General features: G+C 66.8%; 16 protein-coding genes. 9 read left to right on the top strand and 7 right to left on the bottom strand.

What is annotated here, in order from left to right; all coding sequences use genetic code 11:
• Nucleotides 1–2: 2 nt before the first annotated feature.
• The gene (nirB, locus tag ACQ3DC_RS07820; protein WP_321215762.1) at nt 3–2,648 is read right to left on the bottom strand and encodes a nitrite reductase large subunit NirB; all 2,646 of its coding nucleotides are present in this window, start codon (nt 2,646–2,648) and stop codon (nt 3–5) included.
• Nucleotides 2,649–2,922: 274 nt separating this feature from the next.
• On the opposite strand from nirB, the gene nirD reads away from it, so the two are divergent.
• A complete protein-coding gene (nirD, locus tag ACQ3DC_RS07825; protein WP_157238693.1) occupies nt 2,923–3,306 on the top strand; it encodes a nitrite reductase small subunit NirD in 384 nt (127 codons plus the stop codon).
• Between the two features lie 6 nt (nt 3,307–3,312).
• Here the strand turns inward: nirD and ACQ3DC_RS07830 are convergent, their stop codons facing one another.
• Both ACQ3DC_RS07830 and ACQ3DC_RS07835 read right to left on the bottom strand, forming a co-directional pair.
• Nucleotides 3,313–5,073 carry a phospho-sugar mutase gene (locus ACQ3DC_RS07830; RefSeq protein ID WP_323056206.1) on the bottom strand — a complete coding sequence of 587 codons (1,761 nt, stop codon included), beginning with the start codon at nt 5,071–5,073 and terminating at the stop codon, nt 3,313–3,315.
• An 84-nt stretch (nt 5,074–5,157) separates the two neighbouring features.
• Complete coding sequence (locus ACQ3DC_RS07835) at nt 5,158–5,976, bottom strand: purine-nucleoside phosphorylase (RefSeq protein WP_321215765.1); 819 nt, start codon at nt 5,974–5,976, stop codon at nt 5,158–5,160.
• Between the two features lie 130 nt (nt 5,977–6,106).
• On the opposite strand from ACQ3DC_RS07835, the gene ACQ3DC_RS07840 reads away from it, so the two are divergent.
• From ACQ3DC_RS07840 to ACQ3DC_RS07870, 7 genes are all read left to right on the top strand, one after another.
• The gene (locus tag ACQ3DC_RS07840) at nt 6,107–7,522 is read left to right on the top strand and encodes an NAD(P)H-quinone dehydrogenase (RefSeq protein ID WP_323056205.1); all 1,416 of its coding nucleotides are present in this window, start codon (nt 6,107–6,109) and stop codon (nt 7,520–7,522) included.
• A 59-nt stretch (nt 7,523–7,581) separates the two neighbouring features.
• Complete coding sequence (locus ACQ3DC_RS07845) at nt 7,582–8,340, top strand: prolipoprotein diacylglyceryl transferase (RefSeq protein ID WP_323056204.1); 759 nt, start codon at nt 7,582–7,584, stop codon at nt 8,338–8,340.
• A complete protein-coding gene (locus ACQ3DC_RS07850; RefSeq protein WP_157238690.1) occupies nt 8,337–8,693 on the top strand; it encodes a hypothetical protein in 357 nt (118 codons plus the stop codon). Before ACQ3DC_RS07845 ends, ACQ3DC_RS07850 begins: the two co-directional genes overlap by 4 nt.
• A 1-nt stretch (nt 8,694) precedes the next feature.
• On the top strand, nt 8,695–10,299 hold the full coding sequence (locus tag ACQ3DC_RS07855; RefSeq protein ID WP_323056203.1) for a radical SAM protein: 1,605 nt from the start codon (nt 8,695–8,697) through the stop codon (nt 10,297–10,299).
• A gap of 9 nt (nt 10,300–10,308) precedes the next feature.
• Nucleotides 10,309–10,680 (top strand): hypothetical protein, encoded by a 372-nt coding sequence (locus ACQ3DC_RS07860; RefSeq protein ID WP_157238688.1) that lies wholly within the window; start codon nt 10,309–10,311, stop codon nt 10,678–10,680.
• 58 nt (nt 10,681–10,738) lie between these two features.
• Nucleotides 10,739–10,924, top strand: a complete 186-nt coding sequence (locus ACQ3DC_RS07865; RefSeq protein WP_321215769.1) for a PspC domain-containing protein — start codon at nt 10,739–10,741, stop codon at nt 10,922–10,924.
• Between the two features lie 112 nt (nt 10,925–11,036).
• Nucleotides 11,037–11,582, top strand: coding sequence for a flavodoxin domain-containing protein (locus ACQ3DC_RS07870; RefSeq protein WP_430751950.1), 546 nt, complete (start codon nt 11,037–11,039; stop codon nt 11,580–11,582).
• Between the two features lie 34 nt (nt 11,583–11,616).
• Here ACQ3DC_RS07870 and ACQ3DC_RS07875 read toward each other — a convergent pair whose 3' ends face one another.
• From ACQ3DC_RS07875 to ACQ3DC_RS07885, 3 genes are read right to left on the bottom strand one after another with little or no spacing between them, the layout of a single operon-like run.
• A complete protein-coding gene (locus tag ACQ3DC_RS07875) occupies nt 11,617–13,179 on the bottom strand; it encodes an FAD-dependent oxidoreductase (protein ID WP_323056201.1) in 1,563 nt (520 codons plus the stop codon).
• A complete protein-coding gene (locus ACQ3DC_RS07880; RefSeq protein WP_323056200.1) occupies nt 13,176–15,410 on the bottom strand; it encodes a molybdopterin oxidoreductase family protein in 2,235 nt (744 codons plus the stop codon). Before ACQ3DC_RS07880 ends, ACQ3DC_RS07875 begins: the two co-directional genes overlap by 4 nt.
• A 1-nt stretch (nt 15,411) precedes the next feature.
• Nucleotides 15,412–16,872: an MFS transporter gene (locus ACQ3DC_RS07885; protein ID WP_321215772.1), complete on the bottom strand. Its 1,461-nt coding sequence runs from the start codon at nt 16,870–16,872 to the stop codon at nt 15,412–15,414.
• A gap of 276 nt (nt 16,873–17,148) precedes the next feature.
• Between ACQ3DC_RS07885 and ACQ3DC_RS07890 the strand changes: the two genes are divergently transcribed.
• Entirely contained in the window at nt 17,149–18,561 is a 1,413-nt protein-coding gene (locus ACQ3DC_RS07890) for an MFS transporter (RefSeq protein ID WP_157238683.1), read from the top strand.
• Nucleotides 18,562–18,618: 57 nt separating this feature from the next.
• Here ACQ3DC_RS07890 and ACQ3DC_RS07895 read toward each other — a convergent pair whose 3' ends face one another.
• Nucleotides 18,619–19,350 carry a glutamine amidotransferase gene (locus ACQ3DC_RS07895; protein WP_323056199.1) on the bottom strand — a complete coding sequence of 244 codons (732 nt, stop codon included), beginning with the start codon at nt 19,348–19,350 and terminating at the stop codon, nt 18,619–18,621.
• Nucleotides 19,351–19,355 lie beyond the last annotated feature (5 nt).

A 19,355-nucleotide genomic window follows, 5' to 3' on the forward strand; every position in this document is an offset into this window, starting at 1 on the left:
GCCTATGCCTCATTCCCGTTGCTGGGCCGGACGGGGATGGAGGCTCCGATCAGGACTGGCTGCTGGGCGGCCGCCGCCTTTTCCTCCGGGGTGGCGGGGCGCATCTGGCCGCGCTCGTCCGGGACGAAGGTGATGGAGTCGTCTTTCTGGTCGGGGGCGTTGACGAAGGAGCGGAACCGGCGCAGGCGCTCGGGGTCCTTGAGGGTGTCTGCCCATTCGTCAATGTAGGTGTCCACGTGCTTGGCCATGGCGGCTTCCAGGTCCGCGGCGATGCCCAGGGTATCCTTGACCACCACGTCCTCAACGTGCTTGATGCCGCCGTCGAGCTCTTCCTGCCAGCGTGCGGTGCGCTGCAGCCTGTCCGCGGTGCGGATGTAGTACATGAAGTAGCGGTCGATGTACTTGATCAGCGTCTCGTCATCCAGGTCCTTGGCCAGCAGCTGGGCGTGGGCAGGAGTGGCGCCGCCGTTGCCGCCGACGTACAGGTTCCAGCCGTCCGCGGTGGCGATCACGCCGACGTCCTTGCCGCGGGCCTCGGCACATTCACGGGCGCAGCCGGAGACGCCCATCTTGAGCTTGTGCGGGCTGCGGAGGCCGCGGTAGCGCAACTCCAGCTGGATGGCCATGGCCACCGAGTCCTGGACGCCGAACCTGCACCAGGTGGATCCGACGCAGGACTTCACGGTGCGCAGGCTCTTGCCGTACGCCTGGCCGGATTCGAAGCCGGCGTCCACCAGTTCCTTCCAGATCTCCGGCAGCTGCTCGAGCCGGGCGCCGAACATGTCGATGCGCTGGCCGCCGGTGATCTTGGTGTACAGGTTGTACTTCTCCGCGACGGCCGCGATGACACCGAGCTTCTTGGGGGTGATCTCGCCGCCGGCGATGCGGGGGACCACCGAGTAGGTGCCGTCCTTCTGCATGTTGGCCAGGGCGCGGTCGTTGGTGTCCTGCAGGGTGCCGCGGCCGGCGTCCAGGACGTAGGCGCTGTTCTGGCTGGCCAGGATGTTGGCGATGGTCGGCTTGCAGATGTCGCAGCCGGCGCCGGTGCCGTACTTGGCCATGATCTCTTCGAAGGAGGTCAGCTCCAGGACGCGGATGGCATCGAACAGTTCCTGGCGGGACAGTTCGATGTGCTCGCAGAGTGCCTTGGAAACCTCGACGCCGGACTTGGTCAGCTCGGTTTCCAGCAGCTTCTTGAGCATCGGCACGCAGGAACCGCACTGGGTGCCGGCGCGGGTGCAGCCCTTCAGTTCGCCCAGTTCCTGGACGGGGGCGTTGCCCTCGCAGGCGCCGCAGCCGTTGATGGCGTCACGGATGCTTCCGGCAGTGACGTTGTTGCAGGAGCACAGGGTTGCGTCGTCCGGCAGTTCGGTTTCGGGAGCGTCGCCGCCGCCTGCCGCGCTGAGGAAGGCGCCGGGCTCGGCGGGAAGTTCGCGGCCCAGCAGCGGACGCAGGCTCATGTACGGTGTGGCGTCGCCGACGAAGATGCCGCCCAGCAGGGTCTTGGCGTCATCGGTGGTGACGATCTTCTGGTACACGCCGCGGGCCGGGTCGGCATAAACGATTTCGAGGGCGTGCTCGGTCTTGGCGAACGCGTCACCGAAGCTGGCCACGTCCACGCCGGACAGCTTGAGCTTGGTGGCGGTGTCGAAGCCCGGGAAGGTGGCGTCCCCGCCGTGCAGGCGGTCGGCCACGATCTCCGCCATGGTGTTGGCCGGAGCGACCAGGCCCAGGCACATGCCGCCGTAGTTGGCCACTTCGCCGATGGCCCAGATGCCCGGCACTTCGGTTTCGCAGTAGTCGTTGATGACCACGCCGCCGCGGGGACCCAGGCTGAACACCTGTTCCTCGCCCTCGGCGGCGCGGAAGAGTTCGTCGCGGGGCCGGACGCCGATGGCCACAATGACCATGTCCGCGTCGATGATGCGGCCGTCCGCCATGAGGACGCCGGTGACCTGCCCGTCGTCGTCCGAGAGAACCTCGGACGGGAACACGCCGCCGTGGACCTCAAAGCCCTTGGCCTTGATGAGCCGGCCCATGGCCTGGCCCGCGCCTTCGTCCAGCTGTGTGGCCATCAGCCACTGCGAACCGTCGATGACGATGGGGTTGGCGCCCAGCTGCTCGGTGCCGGCGGCGGACTCGAGGCCCAGGAGCCCGCCGCCGATGGTGACGGCGTTGACCTTGCGGCCCAGCTTCTCCTTCAGCCCGGCGATGGCCTCGTTGATGGCCCACACGTCTTCGAGGGTGCGGTAGACGTGCGTGTGTTCGGCGCCCGGGATGGGCAGGCGGGCAGCATTCGAACCGGTGGCAACCACCAGTTCGTCATACTCGAAAGTGTTGCCGGCAGCGGTTTCCACGCTCTTGGCTTCGGCGTTGATCTTGACGACACGCTCGCCGGTCCTGAGTTCCAGGGAAGGGTGCTCCCACATGGCCGCCGTCCCCAACGTCAGGTCGACGTCTTTGTCTGTGAGGGCCTTGGACAGGGCCACCCGGTCGTAGGGGAGGTGGGCTTCCTCAGTGAGGACCGTGACATGCCAGCCATCGAGGCCACGGGCATGCATGGCGTCCGCAAAACGGTGGGCCGCGGGGCCGCCGCCGGCGACGACGATGCGGCGCGGAGTCTCTGTGCTTGAAGTCTGTTCGGTCACTGATGGGCCTTTCGCATGGGCCGCAGGCAGTTTTCCTGCAGCCTTCTCTGACGAGCTGTCCATTCAGACTAGGGAGGCGCAGTTTCGCTTCAGTTTCCCAATTGTTTCGTCAACTTAACTTCTGCATCACGAACGCATTTCCGGCCGCGTGAGGTGTCTTTTACGTTGTGGACACATTCACTGCATGCCTCTGAAACACCGCGGGCCTAGCGTGGATCACGGCCGCAGAGGTGGCCAATGAGCAGGACTACACGCACAGGGAGAGGAGCCGGACATGACGGCAACACTGGAACTTGGGGCACTCGAAGCCGGCATGGATGAGGCTGTCTCCGGCATTGCCGGCTGGCACACCGTCTGCCGGGTGGACGACTTGGAGGTTGCCTGGGGTGAAGCCGCCCTGATCGCGGGACGCCAGGTTGCACTCTTCCGCACCGGCGCCGACGAGGTTTTCGCGGTGGCCCATGAGGACCCTGCAACGGGCGCCCATGTCATGGCACGCGGGATCCTGGGCTCACGCGGCGAGCGTCCCACCATCGCTTCGCCGCTGCACAAAGAGGTCTACGACCTTGAAACGGGTGAATGCTTCAGCAGCCCGGACCTGAGCCTTGCCACATTCCGGACCCGCATTGCAGGCGGAGTCGTGGAGATCGAGCTGTAGCAGGGGCTAGAGCCCCAGGGCTTCGCTGACGTCGCGGAGCACCTCGTCCAGCGCGGCCCGCGCCGCCTGCCGGGCGGCGGGCAGTTCGGCCGCGGACCCCACGTGGTGGATCACCTCGAGGTAGCACTTGAGCTTGGGCTCGGTGCCGCTGGGCCGGATGATCACCCTGGTGAGGTTCCTGGTGACGTACAGGAGGCCGTCAGTGGGCGGAAGCCCGTCGCTGCCCTCGGCAAGATCGGCATAAACCTCAACTGCGGATGACCCGAACGTTTCCGGCGGGGAAACCCTCAGCCGATTCATCATGGCGTCCAGCAGCCCCAGGTCCGCAACCCTGATGCTGAGCTGGTCGCTGGCGTGCAGGCCGTGCTGCAGGTAGAGCTCGTCCAGGGTGTCAAAGACGGATTTGCCGTCAGCCTTGGCGGCCGCGGCAAGTTCGGCAATGAGGAGGGCAGCCGAAATGCCGTCCTTGTCCCGCACCAGGTCCGGGGCCACGCAGTATCCCAGCGCTTCCTCGTAGCCGTACACCAGCCCGGGAACCCGGGAAATCCACTTGAAACCGGTGAGGGTTTCCTGGTGGGCGTATCCGGCTGCCGCAGCGATGCGGGCCAGCAGCCTGGAGGACACGATCGAATTCGCGAACACGCCCTTGCCGCCCTCGTCCGCGCCGCCGTCGTCCTTTCCTCCGCCCGCGGCAAGCCGGGCGGCTATGTGCGCGCCAAGCAGCGCGCCCACTTCGTCCCCGCGGAGCATCCGCCAGGCCCCGGTGTCCGGGTCCTTGGCCGCAACGGCGGCCCGGTCGGCATCCGGATCATTGGCGATCACGATGTCCGCGGCCTGCCGCTCAGCGGCCTCCAGCGCGAGGTCAAGTGCCCCGGGCTCTTCCGGATTCGGGAAGCTGACAGTGGGAAAGTCCGGGTCCGGCTCGGCCTGTTCCGCCACCAGCGTGATGTCCGTGAAACCTGCCGCGTTCAGCACTGCCAGTGCGGTCCCGCCGCCCACGCCGTGCAGGGGGGTCAGGACAATGCGCAGGTCGCGGGCCGGGAAGTGGTCCGGCAGGGCCAGCCCGGCGGTCGCCCGTTCGTAGTCTGAAGCGATGGAGCTGTCCAGGAGGGTCCAGCCGGCAGGGGCCAGGGTGATGGATTCCAGCGGCCCCACGGCGTTGATCCTGGCCGCGATCTCGGCATCGTAGGGGGCCACGATCTGGGCACCGTTGCCGCTGTCCGCCACGGCGTGGCGGCCCAGGTACACCTTGTAGCCGTTGTCCTGGGGAGGATTGTGGCTGGCGGTCACCATGACCCCGCCGTCGCACTCCAGCTCCCGGACCGCGTAGGCCAGCAGGGGAGTGGGCAGCGCCGCGGGCATCAGGAAGGTCTCGATTCCGGCGGCCGTGAAGATGGCGGCAGTTTCTTCCGCGAAGATGTCTGAGTTGTAGCGGGCGTCGTAGCCGACGACGGCGCGCGGCCGCGTTCCCGGCGAGGCCTCGGCCACCGCCGAGAGCAGGAAGTCCGCGAGGCCGGCAGCGGCCCGCCGCACCACCACCCGGTTCATCCGGTTCGGGCCCGGCCCCAGGGCGGCCCGGAGCCCCGCCGTGCCGAACTGCAGTGTGCCGCGGAAGCTGTCCGCCAGTTCCTGGCGTGCGGCGGGGACGCCGTTGTCGACGAGCTGGACGAGTTCCAGGAGGGAAGCCGATGTGACGGGATCCGGGTCTTGGGCAGCCCATTCGCGGGCTTCATTGAGCAGGCGGAAATCGGCATCGGAAGACGTCATGGGCCTAACGCTATCGTCATTGGCCGCCGAAGCCGTGCCGCCTCCCGCGGAAAAGCGGAAAATTCACCGCAGGGCTGTCCCGCGTCAGAGCCGGGCGATGATTTCGGCGAGCAGCTTGGAAATCCGCGGCCCCGCCGCCTGTCCGGACTCGATGACTTCCTGGTGGCTCAAGGGCCGGGGGCTGATGCCGGCGGCAAGGTTGGTGACCAGCGAGATGCCGAAGACTTCCATCCCTGCGTGCCGCCCGGCGATGGCCTCCAGCGCCGTGGACATGCCCACCAGGTCCGCGCCGATGCGCTTGGCGTACTGCACCTCGGCCGGCGTCTCGTAGTGCGGGCCGGGGAACTGCGCATACACGCCCTCCTCCAGGGAGGCGTCAACCTCCCTGGCCAGGCCGCGGATCCGCGCCGAGTAAAGGTCCGTGAGGTCCACGAAGGTGGCGCCCTCCAGCGGAGAGGCGGCGGTGAGGTTGATGTGGTCGCTGATCAGCACGGGAGTTCCCGGGGTCCACTGTTCCTGCAGGCCGCCGCAGCCGTTGGTGAGCACCAGGGTTTTGCAGCCCGCCGCCGCGGCTGCGCGGATGCCGTGCACCACCGCGCGCACGCCCTTGCCCTCGTAGTAGTGCGTCCTTGCGCCCAGGACCAGGGCCCTCTTGCCGCCCTTGGTCAGCACCGAGCGGATGGTGCCCACGTGGCCCTCCACGGCAGGAGCATGGAAGCCTGGAACTTCTTCCGCGGACAGGGTCGCGGTGGTCTCGCCGATCAGGTCGGCCGCCTCAGCCCAACCGGAGCCGAGCACGAGGGCGACGTCGTGGCTGTCCACGCCTGTTTCCTCGGCGATGTAGTCGGCGGCGGCATGTGCGGCCGCGAAGGGATCGGTGTTCAGGAAGTCAGTTGTACTCACTGGTACAAGCTATCCTGCCGCCTGCGCTGGCGCCCACCCCGGCCGCCCGCCCTGCCGTCCGCCTTCCTGCGAGGTCCTGAGAGACCGTTTTCTTTGGCGGTGCGGGGGAGTTGCAGGAGAATGGTGGATTGTGACTACGCATCCAGATTTCAGCTCGCCCCGGATCGCAATCCTGGGAGGTGGTCCCGGCGGGTACGAAGCCGCCATGGTGGCCGCCTCGCTCGGGGCGCAGGTCACCATCATCGAGCGGGCCGGGCTGGGCGGATCAGCGGTGCTGACCGACGTCGTCCCGTCCAAGACCCTGATCGCCACCGCGGACCTCATGACGCGCGTCGGCGAGGCGGGCGAGCTGGGAGTGAAATTCGACGTCGACGGCGGCGACTTTGTCCCGGTAATGCGCGCCGACCTCAAGCACATCAACGACCGGCTGCTGAACCTCGCGCGCAGCCAGTCCAAGGACATCCATGACGGCCTGGAGCACCAGGGAGTGCGGATCCTTGCCGGATCCGGCCGCCTGCTGGACGACCACACCATCGAGGTCCTCACGGCGGAGGGCACCGAAACAGTTGAAGCGGACACGATCCTGCTCGCCGTGGGTGCCCACCCGCGCGAGCTTGCCACGGCCAGGCCGGATGGCGAGCGGATCCTCAACTGGACGCAGATCTACGACCTCGATGAACTGCCTGAGGAACTGATCGTGGTGGGTTCCGGTGTCACGGGCGCAGAATTCGCCTCCGCGTACAACGGCCTGGGGTCCAAGGTGACGCTGATTTCGAGCCGTGACCGCGTGCTTCCCGGGTCCGACGTGGATGCTGCAGTGGTGCTGGAGGAAGTGTTCGAGCGCCGCGGCGTCCGCGTCCTGTCCCGTTCCCGCGCGGAGACCGTGGAGCGCACGGACGACGGCGTGCTGGTTACCCTGAGCGACGGTTCCAAGGTGACGGGCAGCCACTGCCTGCTGTGCCTGGGCTCCATCCCCAACACGGCCGGAATCGGCCTCGAGGAGGCCGGAGTGGCGCTCAGCGAGAGCGGCCATATTAAAGTCGACGGCGTTTCACGCACCTCCGCGCCCAACATCTACGCCGCAGGCGACTGCACCGGCGTGCTCCCGCTGGCCTCCGTCGCGGCAATGCAGGGGCGCATTGCAGTGGCCCACTTCATGGGCGACACCGTTACGCCGCTCAAGCTGCACCAGGTGGCGTCCAACATCTTCACCTCGCCGGAAATTGCCAATGTTGGCGTTTCCGAGGCCGAGATCGATTCCGGCAAGTACCAGGGCGACGTCATCAAGCTCTCGCTGCGCAGCAACGCCCGCGCCAAGATGCGCAACCACCGGGACGGCTTCGTGAAGATCTTCGCCCGCAAAGGCTCAGGCACCGTCATTGGCGGGGTGGTGGTGGGACCGAACGCGTCCGAATTGATCTTCCCAATCTCCATCGCGGTGAAGCAGAAGCTGCACGTTGACGACGTCGCCAGCACCTTTACCGTCTACCCATCCCTGAGCGGATCGATCTCGGAAGCGGCGCGGCGCCTGCACGTGCATCTGTAGTCCATAGGTAAGGGCCCAAAGTCCCCTGCCGGGTTGCGCCCCATTGCTACACTCTGCTCATGGTTGGGCTTCCCTTCACGGGAAACGGGCTGGTGCATGCCGGCTTCGTCGGGCTGGGAATCCTCGCAGCCCTGCTGTTCTACGCCTATGAAAAGCGCCGCCGCGGCCTGTCCGATCCACGGCTGTGGCCCATTGCCGGTTTCGCAGTAGCCTTCGGGGCCGTTGGTTCCAGGGTGCTCACGTGGGACTTTTCCCGCGGGGTTTCGTTGGCTGAGTGGTGGGGCAATGGTGACCGGAGTATCCTGGCGGGCCTTGTCGGGGCCTGGCTTGGCGTCCTCCTGGCGAAACGGCTGACGGGGTACCGGGAAAAGACCGGTGATCTCATCGCACCCGCGGTTGCCCTGGCGCTGATCATTGGGCGGGTAGGCTGCCTCCTCACCGAGTTGCCCGGGACTCCGACCGGCGGCGCGTGGGGGATTGTCCTCACCCCCGCGCAGGCTGCTCTGGTGAACGGATCCCCTGGCGTGGGGCTGCATCCGTCCTTTGCCTATGAAATTGCCTTCCATCTTGCCGCGTTCGGGGCAATGTGGCGTTTTCGGGACAGCCTGCCTCATCCTGGCGACCTCTTCATCTGCTACGTGGCTTCCTACGCCCTGTTCCGCTTCGGCGTGGAGTTCGTCCGCGGCAATGAAGTGCTCTGGCTGGGGATGAGCCGGCCGCAATGGTTCCTGTTGGCTGTCCTCCCTTTGCTGTTCTGGCGGATGCAGCGGGTGTTCGGGAAACCACTCCGCCCGAAGTTGGAAGGAAAAATGGCATGAGCGAGGACAACCCCGACGTTCCGCGGAACCCGCCCCCACCGCCCGGGCGTGAGGAGCCGCCCGCCGAACCAAGGCGCGGTTCCATGGGGCTCGGAATCCTGGTGGGGGCTGCTGCCCTTTATGCCCTCTATTTCGGGACAACGAGTGGCATTGCTCCGGATGAAGGGTATAAGACCTTCCTCGCTGGGCCCGCCGCATTAATACCAGTGGCAGCCTACCTGGGGCTGGCCGTTGTGCTTGCAGTCCAGCCCCGCACGTCCCGGCTGGGTGCGGGGCTGCTTATTGGCCTGGGGATCTTCACCCTGCTCGGCGGCGGGATCTGCGTTGGAGCCCTCGCGCGGATGCGAGCCTGAGATGAACCCGTCCTCTGCGTCCCCGGCACGGATCCTGCCCGGCCCCGGCCAACCGCTGCGCGGCGACCGGATCCACCGGTACGTCACAGCATTCTGTCCCTATTGCCACGAAACGAATCGACCGCTCGCACAGGTGCGGCGGCTCTCCGGCGCGCTGCTGATCCGGGATGACCGGGTGTGGCTGGAACGCGGCTGCCCGGACCACGGGCTGGTCAGCACCTTGTACGACGAGTCTCCGGAAATCCTGCGCTACCTGGAGAAGTGGCAGGCGCCGACCAAGCAGCACATCCCTGACCAGGCCGGTAATTACCGCCAGATACCCGAGGCGTATGCCTACGGGCTTCCGGCAATGCAGACGCAGCACACCTGCATCCTCCTGCAGGACATCATCGAGCACTGCAATTTGCGCTGCCCCACCTGCTTCACAGCATCGGGCCCGCAGCTACAGGGCGTCGCGCCCCTGGACCAGGTGCTGGCGAACGTTGACACCCGGCTTTCCCGTGAGAATGGGCGCCTGGATGTGCTGATGCTGTCCGGCGGGGAACCGACGCTCTACCCGCAGCTAGCCGAACTGCTGGCGGAGCTGGTTGCGCGGCCGATTGTCCGGATCATGGTGAACAGCAACGGCATGCTGCTCGCCACCGACGATGAGTTGCTCTCGCTGCTGGCCAGGCACCGGGACCGTGTGGAGGTCTACCTCCAGTACGACGGGCCGTCGAAGGAGGCCTCGGTCCACCACCGCGGCGGTGACCTGACGCGCTTCAAGGACGCAGCGATCTCACGCCTCTCCGAGGCGGGCGTCTTCACCACGCTGACCATGACGGCAACCCTCGGCGTCAACGACGGCGAGGTCGGCGCCGTCGTCATGCGCGCCTTGGAGACCCCGTTTGTCGGTGGAGTCGCATTGCAACCGGTGTTTGGTTCAGGACGCGGGCACGGCATCGACCCCATGGACCGGCTCACGCATACGGGCGTACTCCAAAGGCTCGCGGAGCAAACCAACGGCGTAGTTTCCTGGCACGACCTGACAGCCCTGCCGTGCTCGCATCCGCACTGCGCGTCCGTCGGGTACATGCTGAAGGACGATTCCGGAACGTGGCGATCGCTCGCTGCCCTGATCGGGCATGACCAACTGCTGGCATGGCTCGAGCTGCATCCTGACAGCATTGCCAACCGTATCGCCGACAGCGCAGTCCCGCTTGAACTGCGCAGCCTCATGAAGTCTTCGCTTCTCGACCTGCTCAGCGAGCAGTCTTCCCTTTCCCATCCGCGGACAGCCGATCTTTGGAAAAACATCTGCACCCAGTGCGACCTTGGCATCGGTACTCTCACCACGCTTGCCGCCGGCAAGCTTCCGGGCCAGCAACAGCGGCTGCGCCGGCTCCTCGCAGAGCGGGTCACCAGGATCATGGTGAAACCGTTCATGGATATGTCCACCATGATCGAGGAACGGCTCACCCAGTGCTGCGTGCACGTGGGAACCAAGAGCGACACCGGTGACCACCAGTGCGCTCCTTTCTGCGCAGTCCAGGCATGGCCAGCCCTGGCGGTGCAGCGGATGAGCACGGCCACTGGCCAACAGCTTCTCCCGGTCCGCCAGGTTTAAGGAGGAATGATGAGCTCTGCCTCGGATGCCGGGCGCATTGCAGCGGGGGCACTGCCGTCGGAGCTTGTGGCGTCCGGGAGGGCCCCGCACCCGTCCCGCAGCGGCGCAGGCCATGACAACCAGCCCACGGCACCGTACGATCCGCTGCGCCTGTGCATTTTCGCCACTATCGCCCTGCTCGGCTGGGTGGCCGGCCCCGCAGCGCTGACGGTGTTCGCAGCCATCGGGTTCGCCGGCTACTGGAAAGCCCGGCGCAATGGCCTCAAGAAGTCAAACTGCTATCTTCAGGACACCAGGCTGGTACTGACGTATCTGGGAGCCCTGCTCGGGGCCGGGCTCTGGGGAATTTATGCCCTGGTGGCCGGTTTCCTTGGCCCTTGACCATGCGCACATATTCGGCAGCAATGAATCAACCGGTATGAAAGGTTAGGTACCAGCAATGACAACAGCACTTGTGAGGCCGCGCCGCGGCAAGATGATTGGCGGCGTCTGCGCAGCCCTGGCAGCCCGCTTTGGACTCCCGAAATTCCTGGTCCGGCTGGGCTTCGTGATCTTTGGGCTGGTAGGGGTAGGCGAACTCGCCTACATCGTGCTGTGGATCATCATTCCCAAGGAACCGGCGTAACCACACATGCTGGCCGGGGGCCGGGTCCCGGGCCGGAAGGCCTGCGGACCGGTCCGCGCCGCTGGGACGTTGTGCCCTAGTCTTCCGCTGCGCCCTGAACGCACAGTTGAGCATGGCTAAGATCCATATTCCCTACGGCAGCCTTGAAGGGCAGACAGCCCACATAGCCGAGTACATCGCGGACGTCATCCGGGCCCACGGGCACCAGGCCGAAACGGTGGACCTCAAGCACAACACGGGCAGGCTTCCGGACGGGCAGGACGGCGTCATCGTGGCGGCATCGGTGCACATGGGCAAGCACGAGGGCTTTGTTGCCGACTTCGTCCGCGAAAACCGCACGGAACTAGACCAGGTGCCCTCCGCCCTGGTTTCGGTCAGCCTGGCCGCCCACGGGGACGAAGCCAACGCGGAAAGCCAGGTGAAGCAGTTCGAGGAGGAGACCGGCTGGCATCCCCGGCACGTGGCAATGTTCGGCGGTGCGCTCCTGTACACCCGGTACAACTTCCTGAAGCGCCAGCTGATGAAGAAGATCGTCAAGGACAAGGGATCCCAGGACCTCGACACCTCCCGCGACTACATCTATACCGAATGGGACGGCGTAAAGCACTTCACGGAGGATTTCCTGGCCAGGCTGGCGAATCCGGCAAACCCCTCCTAGGGCGGCTGGAGAACCTCAACCCCCAGGCCCAAATTCAGGCGGCTGAGACCGCCTGGAAGTGTTTTTCGATGAGCCCCTTAATATCCTCGTGGCAGCCGCCGCAGCCCGTGCCCGCCCTTGTTGCCTTGGACACGTCTGCCACCGTGGAGCAGCCTTCCTCAACTGCGCCCTGGATGGCGGCTCCGCTGACGCCCGCGCACCGGCATACGGTGCCGGCGGGATCGGCGGGACCCGTGCCGGGCAGCTGGTCCGGGCCGTCAAGGCGCAGCAGCAGGGACCGGTCTGCCGGCAGTTCGGCGCTGCGTTCGAACAGCCCCACAAGCTCGGCGGCGGTGCGTGGCATGCCCACAGCCACCAGCCCTTCAAGAACGCCGCCGCGGGTGGTCATCTTCACGTAGCGGCCGTGCTCCGGATCCGCCCACTGGGCAACCTGGAGGCGCGGGCGCCCGTCCACGGCACCGGCGGACAGTGCTTCCTCGTCCCACGGCTCGGCAGCGTTGTCCCCGGCCACGGCCATGTTCATGCCGCGTGCCTTCAGGACGATGACGCCGGCCTGCTCCGCAGGCAGTTCCGGCAGGACTTCGGCTTGCTCCGGCGTGCCTGCGGCCAGGAGGGCCAGGTATTCGGCCAGCCATTCGGCCTGGCGCCAGCCCGGCCCCACCAGGCCCGACGGTCCTTTAGCATTGCGGCAGGATGCGCAGCCAGGGTCCGGGCAGCGCACCTCCGCGCAGTCGCCGATGGCGAAGATGTGCGGCTCGTGGTGGGCGCGGAGCTTGTGGTCCACCAGGATTCCTGCGGACGTGGAAAGCCCGCAGCCCTCGGCCAGCTCCGTTCGGGGACGGACGCCGCAGGACAGCACCAGGAGGTCGCCGTCGATCGCTGACTTGTCATCAAGCAGCAAAGCGGAGAAACCGCCGTCGGGAGCGTTGTGCTCCACCCCGGTGGAGCGGGCATTGCCGGCCATCCGGACGCCGCAGCGGCGCAGGCTGGCAGCCAGGACGGCGCCGCCGCCGCGGTCGATGTTGCGTCCCAGGGGGTGGGGCCCGTTGTGGACCACGGTGACGGTGGCGCCTTCTTCGGCCGCGGCCAGGGCCGTCTCCAGGCCCAGGACGCCGCCGCCCAGGACCACTACCCGCTTGCCGCCCTCCACTGCCTGGCGCAGCACGTCGGCGTCACGCAGGTCGCGCAGCGCGGTGACGCCGGCCGGAAGGACAGGGTGGGTGGGGTCCGGGTTGATGCCGGTGAGGTTGGGAATGACCGGGCGTGAGCCGGTGGCAAAGACCAGGCGGTCGTAGTGGACTGCTGCGCCGTCGGAGAGGATGACCTGCTGCCGGGCCCGGTCCACCCTGCGGACGCGGAGGCCGAGGCGGACGTCCACACCGTCGCCGGCCAGGGCGTCCGCGTCGGAGAGTGCCAGGGCATCGGCCGTGGTGCGTCCCACACCGAGGTCGGCGACGAGAACCCGGTTGTAGGCTGCTTCAGCTTCCTCGCCCACCACAATCAGGGTGGCCAGGCCGGTGCGGACCGCGGGCAGGAGTTCGTCCACCAGCCGGGCCGCCACCGGGCCGAATCCCACAATGACAATCTGCTCGCTCATGAGGCCTCCGTCGTTTGAAGCACGTTGGTGGAGAGGGGAACGGCCACGGGCCGGACCCACACGGTGTTGAACTTGAATTCGGGCATCCCGGAGATGGGGTCCGTGGCCGCCTCGGTGAGGCGGTTGGCGCTCTCCAGTTCGGGGAAGTGGAAGGGCAGGAAGACCGTCTCGGGACGGATGGCGTTGCTGAGTTGGGCCCGGCACACCACTTCGCCGCGCTCGTTGGCCACCGACACGAGCGCGCCTTCGGTGATGCCCATCGATGCTGCGGCTGCCGGATGGATCTGCACCTGTGCCTCCGGCTGCGCTGCCAGCAGTTCCGGCACCCGTCGGGTCTGCGCGCCGGACTGGTAGTGCTCCAGGAGTCGGCCCGTGATCAGTGTCATGGTCTTGGCAGCTGTGCCATCCCCTGCAGGGGGCGCAGCAGGAGTACGACGGCGGCGCGGCGTCACCGGGACCATCACGGCTTTGCCGTCAGCGTGCGCGAAAGCGTCCTGGAACAGGCGCGGCGTGCCGGTGCTGCCGGCGGGGTAGGGCCAGTAGGCGGCCTCCCCGCGGTCCAGCATGGCGTAGTCGATGCCCGAGTAGTCGGCCAGCCCGCCGGCGGAGGCCAGGCGGAGTTCCTCGAAGACGGTTTCGGGGTCTTCGCTGTAGGTGGACGGTGCGTCCAGGGCCTCGGCCAGCCGCGCCATGATCCAGAGTTCGCTACGGGCACCCGGCGGGGGCGCAAGGGCGCGGCGGCGGCGCAGCACCCGCCCTTCGAGGTTGGTCAGGGTGCCTTCCTCCTCCGCCCACTGGAGCACCGGGAGGATGAGGTCCGCCTCGGCTGCGGTCTCGGACATAAAGAAGTCGCAGACCATCAGGAAGTCCAGGCTGCGGAGCCCCTGGATCACTGCGTTCGCGTCGGGGGAAGCCACGGCGATATTGGAGGCGTGGACGAAAAGGCAACGGACGCCGTCGGGCTTTCCCAGTGACTGAAGCAGCTGGACGGCGGGCAGGCCGGGGCCGGGAATAAGTTCCTCGGGAACGCCCCAGACGCCGGCTACATGGGCGCGGGCGGCGGGGTCGGTGATCTTGCGGTAGCCGGGGAGCTGGTCCGCCTTCTGGCCATGCTCGCGGCCGCCCTGGCCGTTGCCCTGGCCGGTGAGGGTGCCGTAGCCGCTGCGGGCGGAACCGGGCAGGCCCAGCAGGAGGCTCAGGTTGATGGCCGCCGTTGCGGTATCGGTGCCGTCGACGTGCTGTTCCACGCCGCGGCCGGTGAGGATGTAGCTGCCGCCCTGGCGGGCCCCGGCGGCGAGCCGGCGGGCTGTTTCCCGAATGAGTTCGGCCGGGACGCCGGTGAGGGACTGGACGCGTTCGGGCCAGAAGGAGTTGACGCTGCGGGCTACGGCGCTGTAGCCGGAGGTGCGTTCCTCCAGGTAGGAAGTGTCCACCAGGTTCTCGTGGATGACCACGTGGGAGATGCCCAGCAGGAGGGCCAGGTCGGTGCCCGGCAGGGGCTGGAGGTGGAGGCCTCCGCCGTCGGCCGTGAAGGCAGCTGTGGCGGAGCGGCGGGGATCGACCACGATCAGCCCGCCGGCGTCGCGCGTTCCCTTGAGGTGCTGCACAAAGGGCGGCATGGTCTCGGCCACATTCGAGCCCAGCATCAAAATGGTGCTGGCGGTGTCCAGGGACTCCAGCGGGAACGGCAGGCCGCGGTCGATGCCGAAGGCCCGCATCCCGGCAGCCGCGGCGGAGGACATGCAGAAGCGGCCGTTGTAATCGATCCTCGACGTGCCCAGGGCGAGCCGGGCGAACTTGCCCAGCATGTAGGCCTTTTCGTTGGTCAGGCCACCGCCGCCGAAAACGCCGACGGCGTCCGCCCCGTGGCGTGCGCGGGCATCCTTCACCGCGGCGACTGCAAGGTCCAGGGCCTGCTCCCAGCTGATGGGGCGGTGGACGCCGTCGGGGCCTTTCAGCAGCGGCTCGGTGATCCGGCCGGCGTGGTTCAGGAGGCTGGGGGACGTCCAGCCCTTGCGGCAGAGGCCGCCGCGGTTGGTGGGGAAATCCCGTCCTTGGACTGTGAGCGGAACGTTGGTGGGCGCCTGGGGCGCTTCATGTTCCGCTGCGGGTGGTGCGGACACGGGGACTGGCCCCGGCTGGGAAGCCGGGGCCAGGCCCGTTGGAGACGTGAGCGTCATGGCGCACTGCAGGGCGCAGTAAGGGCAGTGCGTGTCGGCGCTTGTGGTCATGTTAGACGTGTCCCATCGCATTTCGGTTGGCGTTGCGGATGTAGCAGGCCCAGCAGACAACCAGCATCAGGACATACGCTCCGACGAAGCCGTAGAAAGCGGATGTGTAGGAGCCGCTGGCGGAGTTCGATGCGTTCAGTACCTGGGGGATCACGAATCCGCCGTAGGCGCCGATGGCCGAGATGAGGCCAAGGGCCGAGGAGGCCAGGCGCTGGGTGGCTACGGAGCTGGCGCCGTTCTTTGCTGCCCGGCTGGAGGTGGCGAAGATGACCGGGATCATCCGGTACGTGGCGCCGTTTCCAAAGCCGCTGGCGGTGAAGAGCATCAGGAAGAGCGCCAGGAAGAGCCAGAAGTTCTTCAGCGGCAGGGTCCAGATCATGGTCAGGGTGATCACGGCCATGGAAGCGAATGCCGCGATGGTCATGCGGGCGCCGCCCATCCGGTCAGCCATCCGTCCGCCGTAGGGCCGGGCCAGGGAACCCACCAGCGGGCCGAGGAACGCGAGGGACAGTGCCACGGTCCCCACTCCGATCGAGGAGAAGGCCGGGAAGTAGTCCTTGATGAGCTTGGGGAAGACACCGGCGAATCCGATGAACGAACCGAAGGTGCCGATGTACAGCAGTGCCATGATCCACAGGTGCGGTTCCTTCAGCGCTGCGATCGAACCGGCCACGTCACCCTTGGCGCTGGTGAGGTTGTCCATGTATTTGAAGGCGCCGAACGCGGCGATCAGGATGAAGGGGACCCACATCCAGCCGGCCATGGGGAGGTTGACGCTGCCGACGGCGAGCATGGTGATCACAATCGGGACGGCGAGCTGTGCCACGGCGGCACCCATGTTGCCGCCCGCAGCGTTCAGGCCCAGTGCCCAGCCCTTTTCACGGGCGGGGTAGAAGAACGTGATGTTGGCCATGGAGCTGGCAAAGTTGCCGCCGCCGAAGCCGGCCAGGGCTGCCACGAGGAGCATGACGCCGAAGGGGGTTTCCGGGTTGGACACGCAGAGTCCGAGGCCGATGGCGGGGATCAGGAGCAGCAGGGCGGACACGATGGTCCAGTTGCGGCCGCCGAAGCGGGGAACCATGAAGGTGTAGGGGATGCGGAGGGTTGCGCCCACCAGGCTGGGCATGGAGATGAGCCAGAAAATCTCGGAGGTGGAGAACGTGAAGCCTGCTGCGGGCAGCTGGACCACAACGATGGACCAGAGCTGCCATACGACGAAGCCGAGGAATTCGGCGAAGATGGACCAGTTGAGGTTGCGGCGGGCAATGGTGCGGCCGGCGGTTTCCCACTGCTCCTTGTTCTCGGCATCCCAGTTGGCGATCCAGCGGCCGGGGCGGAATTCAAGGGCGGGGGAGTCTGTGGTGCGGGTGGTGCCGGGCTGTGCGCTGGCGGCTGCGGAACCTTGTACGTCGAGGTCAAGGGAATTGCCGGTGCCGGCATCAGCGGTGCGATCAACAGTCACGGTGTACCTCCTTCGGGGGATGTTGTTCCTCCAAGGTAAAGAAGCCGCGTTTCACGGACCGACGATGTTTGTTAACGCGCTGTGACATTTGCCTATCGGCGGCCATGGGCCGCTGTTAGGCGAGGGTTAATGGCCAAAAATGAGACGGACTGCATCTGTCCGCATGCTGGACCTTTTGTCCATTCACTGGAACGCGGGAACTAATATTGGACTCTAACTATTTCGACCCGGAGCACGACTGCTGCCTCCGGACGGTTCTCACGAAAGCGTTTACCTATGTCATCCACCGAAACCTCCACGGTGCCCGGATCCCCGCAGCCCGTGAACTCCCGGGGCCGCGTGATCGTAGCCAGCCTGATCGGCACCACGGTCGAGTTCTACGACTTCTACGTCTACGCCACGGCCGCGGTGCTCGTCTTTCCGCAGCTGTTCTTCCCCAACCAGAACGAAACAACCCAGCTCCTGAGCTCCTTTGCGGTATTCGGTGTGGCCTTCGTGGCCCGCCCGCTCGGCTCGATCGTCTTTGGCCACTTCGGCGACAAGTTCGGCCGCAAGGGCACGCTGGTGGCATCCCTGCTCACCATGGGTATTGCCACCTTCCTCATCGGCTGCCTGCCCACCGCCCTGGTTCCGGGCTGGGCGTTCTGGGCCCCCGCGCTGCTGGTGGTCATGCGCTTCGCCCAGGGCCTGGCCCTGGGTGGTGAATGGAGCGGCGCTGCGCTCCTGGCCACCGAGAATGCGCCCGCGAACAAGCGGGCCATCTACGGCACCTTCCCCCAGCTGGGCGCCCCCATCGGCTTCATCATCGCCAACGTGATCTTCCTGGTGTTCAGCTACGCACTCTCCCCGGCCGACTTCCAGGCCTGGGGCTGGCGCGTTCCCTTCCTGCTCAGTGCCGTCATGGTCATCATCGGCCTGTACGTCCGGCTCAAGCTGATCGAAACCCCCGCCTTCACCAAGGTGATCGAGTCCAACGAGGTCGCCAAACTGCCGCTGGGCCGGGTGTTCAAGACCAGCTGGCGCCAGCTCATCCTGGGTACGTTCATCATGCTCGCCACCTACGTGCTCTTCTACCTGATGACCACCTTCACCCTGACCTACGGCACCCGCCCCGCCAGCCTCGAGGCCGCCAGGGCCGCGGCTGAAAAGGCCGGCAAGCCTATGTCGGAAGCGGCCGCCGCCGCGTTCGTCCCAGGCCTGGGCTACACCCGCAACGACTTCCTGTGGATGCTGATCGCCGGCGTCGTCTTCTTCGGCATTTTCACGCTGGTCTCCGGACCGCTGGCCGAGAAGTACGGCCGCCGCAAGATGCTCCTGGCCGTCACCGGCGGCATCTTCGTCTTCGGCCTGCTGTTCGTCCCGCTGTTCAGCGGCGGCTTCATTGGCACCATGGCGCTGCTGGTGATCGGCTTCTCCCTGATGGGCCTGACGTTCGGGCCGATGGGTGCGCTGCTGCCCGAACTGTTCCCCACGAACGTCCGGTACACGGGCTCAGCCGTCAGCTACAACTTCTCCAGCATCCTGGGTGCGGCGGTGGCCCCGTTCATCGCCGTGGCGCTGTGGGAAATGGCGGACGGCAGCCCGGTCCTGGTGGGCATCTACCTGACCTCCATGGCCGTCCTGACCCTCATTGCCCTGTTTGTGAGCAAGGAGACCCGCGACCTGGATTACGAGAACAACGTGGCCTGACCCGGTCCTGATGGAGATGCCCGGTATGGCCCTGCGGCCTGCCGGGCATTTTCATGCCTACCGGGCGTAGCGGGCCACGAAGTTCCGCAGGATCTTCATGGGTTCGGTGGCAGTGAACTGCCGGGCGCTCTCCATCAGCTCCTCGGCCGACTCCGGCGGAAAATACCCCGCGTGCCGGTAAATGTCGATCCGGGTGCACAGGCCTTCAGCGTCCAGCTCCGGATGGAACTGCGTGGCATACAGGTTTTCCCGGACCCGGAACATGTGCACCGGGCAGGCCGCGGAGCGGGCCAGCAGGATCGCCTGCGGGGGCAGGACGGTGCAGGCCTCCTTATGGCCGGTGAACGCCGTAAATGTCGGGGAGAGTCCCTCCAGCAAGGGGTCCTCAAGCCCGGCCTCCGTCAGCTCGATCTCCACCCCGCCCAGGGGTTCGCCGTAGGTCCTGTCGATCACGGCGCCCTGGTGCCGCCCCAGCGTCCCCACCCCGTAGCATGCCCCCAGGAACGGGAAGTCGCGGGCCACCAGTTCGTCCAGCAGTCCCGCGAGCTCGCGCTCCACCCGGTGCTGGACGGGGGATTTCGTTTCCGGGGGATCGCTCGAGGTGAAGGGGCTGCCGCCCACAATCACGCCCGAGTAGCTGGAAAGGTCCAGGCTGGGCAGCGGCGCAGCTTCCAGGCGCACCCTCCGCAGCTCCCGCGGCTCCAGCCCGCCGTACCGGAGGTAGGCGGCATACTCGTCCTCGGCGGCAGCATCCTCCGCCCGCGAGGCCAGGAGCAGGAAAGGCAACATCTGCT

It is taken from the genome of Paenarthrobacter sp. NEAU-H11, assembly GCF_050573415.1.
GTDB lineage: Bacteria > Actinomycetota > Actinomycetes > Actinomycetales > Micrococcaceae > Arthrobacter.